Origin of the sequence: Sphingomonas adhaesiva, from assembly GCF_002374855.1 — a bacterium.
Lineage (GTDB): Bacteria > Pseudomonadota > Alphaproteobacteria > Sphingomonadales > Sphingomonadaceae > Sphingomonas > Sphingomonas adhaesiva.
In genome coordinates this window covers 1-6,215 of sequence record NZ_NWVC01000024.1, presented here as the reverse complement: position 1 = coordinate 6,215, position 6,215 = coordinate 1, and the positions used below count along the sequence as shown (strand labels likewise).

General features: G+C 65.5%; 6 protein-coding genes. 3 read left to right on the top strand and 3 right to left on the bottom strand.

Features of this window, described 5'->3' with window-relative positions:
* Window positions 1-17: 17 nt before the first annotated feature.
* Together COA07_RS17455 and COA07_RS17450 are read right to left on the bottom strand one after the other, a co-directional pair.
* The gene (locus tag COA07_RS17455; protein WP_096641360.1) at window positions 18-995 is read right to left on the bottom strand and encodes a Mu transposase C-terminal domain-containing protein; all 978 of its coding nucleotides are present in this window, start codon (window positions 993-995) and stop codon (window positions 18-20) included.
* A 15-nt stretch (window positions 996-1,010) separates the two neighbouring features.
* Complete coding sequence (locus tag COA07_RS17450; RefSeq protein ID WP_083956960.1) at window positions 1,011-1,874, bottom strand: DNA-binding domain-containing protein; 864 nt, start codon at window positions 1,872-1,874, stop codon at window positions 1,011-1,013.
* A gap of 534 nt (window positions 1,875-2,408) precedes the next feature.
* Here COA07_RS17450 and COA07_RS17445 point away from each other — a divergent pair.
* Genes COA07_RS17445 through COA07_RS17435 form a run of 3 tightly spaced genes read left to right on the top strand, consistent with a single transcriptional unit; the run spans window position 2,409 to window position 6,018 of the window.
* On the top strand, window positions 2,409-2,654 hold the full coding sequence (locus COA07_RS17445; protein ID WP_066712046.1) for an AbrB/MazE/SpoVT family DNA-binding domain-containing protein: 246 nt from the start codon (window positions 2,409-2,411) through the stop codon (window positions 2,652-2,654).
* Window positions 2,651-3,037 (top strand): type II toxin-antitoxin system VapC family toxin, encoded by a 387-nt coding sequence (locus COA07_RS17440; RefSeq protein WP_066712044.1) that lies wholly within the window; start codon window positions 2,651-2,653, stop codon window positions 3,035-3,037. Before COA07_RS17445 ends, COA07_RS17440 begins: the two co-directional genes overlap by 4 nt.
* Window positions 3,037-6,018: a TrlF family AAA-like ATPase gene (locus COA07_RS17435; protein WP_066712042.1), complete on the top strand. Its 2,982-nt coding sequence runs from the start codon at window positions 3,037-3,039 to the stop codon at window positions 6,016-6,018. Before COA07_RS17440 ends, COA07_RS17435 begins: the two co-directional genes overlap by 1 nt.
* Window positions 6,019-6,113: 95 nt before the next feature.
* On the opposite strand, the gene COA07_RS17430 is transcribed toward COA07_RS17435, so the two are convergent.
* On the bottom strand, window positions 6,114-6,215 hold a 102-nt coding region (locus COA07_RS17430), incomplete at its 5' end, for a transposase domain-containing protein (protein ID WP_141396567.1).

The window sequence follows — 6,215 nt, the reverse complement described above, 5'->3', positions numbered from 1 at the left end:
GTCGGGCTACGCCCGCCCTACGCCGCAACCAGCGCGAACGGTGCGACCCCCATACCCGTCACGCTGCTTGACGAAGGGGGTCCCTTTTGCACGCCGATAGGGGGTCCTTTTTGGACGCCGATTGACACCTCCGGCCCGCCTGGGAGAACGGCGGGCTTGTCAGGTTCGAGCGCGACTTTGCCGCTCCTTCTAGCCCGTCGCGCGTCGGCCAGCGCCGTCCTGGTCCGCTGAAGGGCGAGACGTGCCGCCTTCGTCTTGTGAGCCGCTTCCGCGACGATCAGGCGCTGCGTTTCCACCGCCCGGAAGATCAGCGCCTCGTCAACCGCCTGCTGGCCACGTTCGCGCAAGGCGCGAACCGCTACCTTCTGTTCCCAGCGTGTAATCGCTGGCCGTCTCAAGTCGCGATAAGGCACCTCGATGTGCTCGCCGTGCGGAAGCTCCAGCCAGACCTGGGAAAGGTCGCGCGGATCCCAGCGCACCGGCATGGCTTGGCCTGGCCTTGTGTACCAGCAGGACAGCGCGTCATCCCAATAGTGCGTATGGAACAGCTCGATGCCATGCGGCGTCACCGCGCGCAGCTCGCAAGGAAGAAAGTCGAAGAGAAAGGTGGCCTGATCCATTGGCAGGCGGACCAGCTCCGGTCGCCGGTCGATCGCGTCGGCCCAGGCGAGCGCCGGCGGGATGCCGAGGCCGCGATGGCGTTCGGCATGGTAAGGTCCGATGATCTGCGCGGCGAGCCAGACCTCTAGCTCGCCCAGCGTCATGCACGCCTCGCCTTCGGCATCATAGTCGCCGCGTTCGGCGACGTTCGAGAACGTCGTCCCGGGCAAGAGGTGGACAGCGCCCATCGTCGTGCCGATCAGGCGCTCGATGTGGCCGCCGAAATGCGGGCGACGCACGGGACGATACTCGAGCGAGATCGAGTGGGTACGACAGCCGCGTTTCAGCGCATCCGAGCGGTGCTCACGCGCATTGTCGAGGTGCAGCCTGTCCATCAGGCCCTGGTTGTCTCAAGGCGCCTCCATGCCCCGCTCGGCGAGCCAATCTCGCTTCGGGAGAACGGCTTGACGCATGCACATGCCAACCGACACGGCCGAAGGTGCGAGCATGTCGAGATGGAACCCCGGCACCGTCCGGCTCGCGACGTCGATCATCAACGTGAGCCAGGGCCGTCCGATCGGTTTGCGGTACAAGTCGTCGACCACGATGACGTCGACCAGCGTGTGGTCCGATTGAACGAGCTCCAGCGCGGAGCCAGCTGCTAACGCGCCTCGCGTCGGCTCCCATTTGTCGGCGGCTGCCTTGGCGCCTTGCCTCCGTGCTGTGACGGTCTGGGGGGTCAGGCGGTCGAGCCGGGTCTGAATCGCCTTGGTGCTGGGCACCTTCAGCCCGACTTTCTGTCCCTCATGGCGGAGCCATCGGCGGAGCGCCTGCACACTGGGCTTTTCGAGGGTGAGATAGTACTCCGCGATGCCACGGGCGATCAGCTGCTCGGCCGCTGACGAGAGCCGCTGCTCTCCCTTCTCCCTCCCACGCGGGCGCGGAAGTAGCGACGCTGCAACCGGCGACGCACGGTAGAGTTGAAGGAGCTTGTGGAAGCGCGCGCGGCCGAGGTCGAGCTGCTCCATGGCTCTCCCGGCGACGCCGCCCGGAACACGGGCCAGCGCAGCTATGGGGCGAATGATCTTCTCGCGGCGATGTGCCTCCGCCCAGTCGGCATCGCTCGCGGTCTTTAGGTCCGCCGTTCGCATGGTACGACGCCTCGGCTGATCCAGAACCTGGAACGTCCACTCTTTCGGGCAAAATGTCCACCATTTCAGGTGCAGATCGAAGCCGAACCACGGTCGTGTCGCGCTGCATCCGTCCGAGCCCATTCTTGCGAGTCGGAGCGCGAACAAGGATTAGCCGGCGAGTAGATAGGGCAACTGATAGCACGAGCGGCTAAGGTCGAGCCGGCATCGATCAACAAGAAATCCCTCAGCCCGCCTCCGGGTCTCCGACCTTCGCGCGGAGCTCGAATGCCGTCGGAGCTTCGGCTGGCAGCGACGTATCGAGCTCGATGTCCGATAGCCCGGACATGCCGATCCACTCCAAGAACGAGGCCTGACCGGCGATCAGCGCCGTCCGTTTCTCATGCGTCGTGGTTACGACGCGACACTGATTGTTCTCAGTAACCGGAGCAATTCCTTTCCCCGCAGCTCAGGTCCGCAGGCCCGCAAACCTTAGCTCAACTCCGTCCACTGTTTAAGGGGCACCGACACTGCCCCCTCCCCACGCGGCTGTCCAGTGTCCGATAAGGCAGTTTATCGGACAGATACCGCATTGGCGCGGGGCAGGGCTCTTGTCTCGTCAGGCAGAACGCGCCACACTACAGTCTGTCCGCCAAGGTAAGGCAGCGGAGGGTTGCAATGACATTACAGGTCACAGTAACAGCCAGTGGGCGCATGAGCCTGCCGGCTGACATCCGAAAACGCTTAGGCCTCGCTCAAGGCGGCGCGGTCTATGTCGACGAAACGGAGGACGGTATCGTGCTGCGCACTGCAGCGCAGGCCGTGGCGCGCGCTCAGGCGCTCGCCAAGCAGTTCACCGGCGGCAACCCCGAGGCGTCGGTCGACGCCTTCCTTGCCCGCCGACGCGACGACAGCGGCGAATGAGCGTCGTCTTCGATGCGTCTGCCCTCATCGCCATGCTCAAAGGTGAGCGCGGCGCTGCGAAGGTGGCCGGTGCCATCGCCGACGCGCGGGTGAGCAGCGTCAACTATGCCGAGGTTGTCAGCCATTTTATCCATGCCGGCATGCCTGCCCGCGAGGTCGACGCTATGCTCGATCCGTTACCGATGAGCGTGGTGCCGGTCGACAAGAGTCTCGCTCAGATTGCCGGCCGGCTTCGTGCCGTCACAGCCGAAGCGGGGCTGAGCCTGGGCGACCGGGTCTGTCTTGCGTTGGCGCAACGCGACGGTCTGCCCGCCTGGACCAGCGATCTCGACTGGAAAAAGGTCGCCGACGCTGCCGGCGTCAAGGTCGTGGCGATCCGGTGATGCCTGACCCCGACGCAGGCGCGTCGTTGACGATCGGCGCGCAATGGCATCGCTGGGACCCGCACGTTCACGCGCCCGGCACCAAGCTGAACGACCAGTTCGGCGGCGCCACCTCATGGGACGACTATCTCGATCGACTCGAGCAGGCGCAGCCGACGCTGCGCGCGCTCGGCGTGACCGACTATTACAGCCTGGACTGCTATGAGCGCCTTCGCGGGGATAAGATCGCCGGGCGGCTTCCCAACTGCGCCCTGCTGTTTCCGAACATCGAGATGCGCCTTGGGATCGGCACGGTCCGGAACGCCTTCGTCAATGTGCATCTCCTGGTCAGCCCCGAAACCGACGATCATGTCGGCCAGATCAAACGCCTGCTCACCCGCCTGACCTTCCGTGCCCATGGTGAGACGTTCGCCTGCACGCCCGAGGAGCTGACGGCGCTGGGACGCCGCAGCGATCCCGAGATCCGGGACACGGTAGCGGCGCTCGCGGAAGGGTCACGACAATTCAAGGTCTCGCTCGACCAGCTGCGCGACGCCTATGCGAACAGCGACTGGGCGCAGGAGAACGTGCTGATCGCGGTCGCCGGCGGCAGCACCGATGGCGCTTCGGGCGTGCGCGATGCAGCCGATCGGACGCTTCGCCAGGAGATCGAGGCGTTTGCGCACATCATCTTCGCAAGCACACCGTCGCAACGGGACTATTGGCTCGGTTACAAGTCGTCGACCGCGGACATCATCGGCCGCTACGGCGCGCTGAAGCCCTGCCTCCACGGCAGCGACGCCCACAGCCTGGAGAAGGTGGCAGCTCCCGACCTCGACCGCTACTCGTGGATCAAGGGAGCACCGCACTTCGACGCCTTGCGCCAAGCGCAGATCGAGCCGGCCGGCCGGGCGTGGATCGGGGACGCGCCGCCTGCGACCGCCAGCTTTTCTCAAGTCTTGTCGACCGTCGATCTGGTCGACGCGCCATGGGCGGTGACACCGCGCATTCCGCTGAATCCCGGACTTGTCGCCATCATCGGCGCGCGTGGCTCCGGAAAGACCGCTCTCGCTGACGCGATCGCGCATGGGTGCGACGCAACCGAGGATCCACCCAACGCCATGTCGTTCCTGGCGCGCGCTTCCGAGCTGCTCGCCGGCAACAGCGTCCGCCTGACATGGGGAGACGGCACGACCGACACGCGGCCACTCGACGGCAGCTATGATCCCGCCGCCTCGGATTACCCGAAAGCCCGTTACCTGTCGCAGCAGTTTGTCGACGGTCTGTGTTCGGCCGACGGCATGACCGACGCTTTGCTCGCCGAGGTCGAGCGTGTCGTCTTCGATGCCCACGACGCGAACAGCCGTGATGGCGCAGTCGATTTCCAAGATCTCCTGGAAGCCCGGGTCAGCCGCCACCGTCTCGCACGCGAACGTGAGGAAGAGGCGCTGGTGTCGCTATCCGACCGCATCGGCAGCGAGATCGAGAAGACCAAAGGCGCGGCTGCCTTGGCCAAGCAGGTCGAGGACAAACGCCAGACGGTCGCCCGGTACACCGCCGATCGTGCGCGGCTCGTGTCGAAGGGGACGGAAGAAAGAGCCGAGCGTCTGGCGGAAGTTGCAACGGCTGCGGAGAAGGCGGCGGGCAATGTGCGGTGGTTCACTAACCGCGAGGCGGCGCTGCTCGTCCTGCGCGACGAAGTGGCCGACCTGCGGACCAACCGCGCACCGGCCACGCTGCGCGCCACGAAGGAGCGTCATAAGGCCAGTCGGATCAAGGAGCCGGACTGGGCACCCTTCCTGCTGGACTATGAAGGTGACGTCGACGCTCTCCTCACGGCAGAGGTGGCGAGCGCGCGTTCCGGCGCCGCGGGCTGGCGTGGAAAGCCGGTGGCCGTACCCGCGGACATGACCGTCCCGTTGATGGCCATCGACGCGGACCTGTCGAAGCAGACCCAGGCCTTGCTCGACGCCGAAGTCGCACGGCTCACCAAGCTGGTGGCGCTCGACACCGATACCCAAAAGCGCTTCACCGCCCTGACACAGAAGATTGCGGCCGAGAACATCGAGCTCGGCAAGCTGGCTGATCGCCTGGCGGACTATCGGGCCGCCAAGGATCGTATCCCACCGCTGCTACGCGATCGGGAAAGCGGCTATGCGCGGGTCTTCGACTTCATCCTCGCCGAAGAGCAAGTCCTGCGGGATCTCTATGCGCCGATCCGGCAGAGGCTGGAGGCCGAGAAAGGCACACTCGGCAAACTGTCGTTCAGCGTGCGCCGGTCGGTCGATGTGGAACGCTGGGCCACGGCTGGGGAGAAGCTGCTCGACCTTCGCCATACCGGGAAGTTCCAAGGCCGCGGCTCCGTGGCGGACCGAGCCGAGCGTGGCTTAGCGTCGGCGTGGCGCACGGGCGACGCGGCAGCGGTGACCGCGGCCATGGCCTCGTTCCGTGACGACAACCAGGACGAGCTGCTGGAGGCTGCGCGTGTGCCGAAGGGCAACCCCGTCGACTACCGGGCGTGGCTCAAGCGGTTCGCGCAGTGGCTCTACAGCACCGACCACATCCAGGTTCGGTACAGTGTCGATTATGACGGCACCGACATCCGGAGCCTGTCCCCCGGCACGCGCGGAATCGTGCTGCTCCTGCTCTATCTCGCGCTTGATACGGAAGACGATCGCCCGCTGATCATCGACCAACCAGAAGAGAACCTTGATCCCAAGTCCATCTTTGACGAGCTCGTTGGGCTGTTCATTGCGGCCAAGGCCAAGCGCCAGGTGATCATGGTCACGCATAACGCCAATCTGGTCGTCAACACGGACGCAGATCAGATCATCATCGCGGAAGCCGGGCCACGCGAGGCGGGCGGCCTGCCGGGGATCAGCTACATGGCGGGCGGCTTGGAGGACGCGGCCATTCGAGAACGCGTCTGCGAGATCTTGGAAGGCGGCGAGCACGCCTTCCGCGAGCGAGCACGGCGGCTTCGCGTCCGCTTCCGCCGTTGACCTAACATGGCGTCGATAAAGTCGCGCTCCCTGCAGCTTGTCGACCTAGCGCCGTTCTATTCCGATCATAGTAAGCGTCCGGTGACGGCGTCACCTCAAACGGGCCGGTAGTTCCACGGCAGCAGTTCAGCGACCCGTCGGGCCGGATGGTCGGCGATACGGCTGATGGTGTCGGCCAGCCAGGCCTCGGGGTCGAC

Excerpts from the sequence above, each read along its gene's own strand:
- COA07_RS17455 (WP_096641360.1), bottom strand. The coding sequence starts at position 995 with ATGGACAGGCTGCACCTCGACAATGCGCGTGAGCACCGCTCGGATGCG.
- COA07_RS17450 (WP_083956960.1), bottom strand. The coding sequence starts at position 1,874 with ATGGGCTCGGACGGATGCAGCGCGACACGACCGTGGTTCGGCTTCGAT.
- COA07_RS17440 (WP_066712044.1), top strand. The coding sequence starts at position 2,651 with ATGAGCGTCGTCTTCGATGCGTCTGCCCTCATCGCCATGCTCAAAGGT.
- COA07_RS17435 (WP_066712042.1), top strand. The coding sequence starts at position 3,037 with ATGCCTGACCCCGACGCAGGCGCGTCGTTGACGATCGGCGCGCAATGG.
- COA07_RS17445 (WP_066712046.1), top strand. The coding sequence starts at position 2,409 with ATGACATTACAGGTCACAGTAACAGCCAGTGGGCGCATGAGCCTGCCG.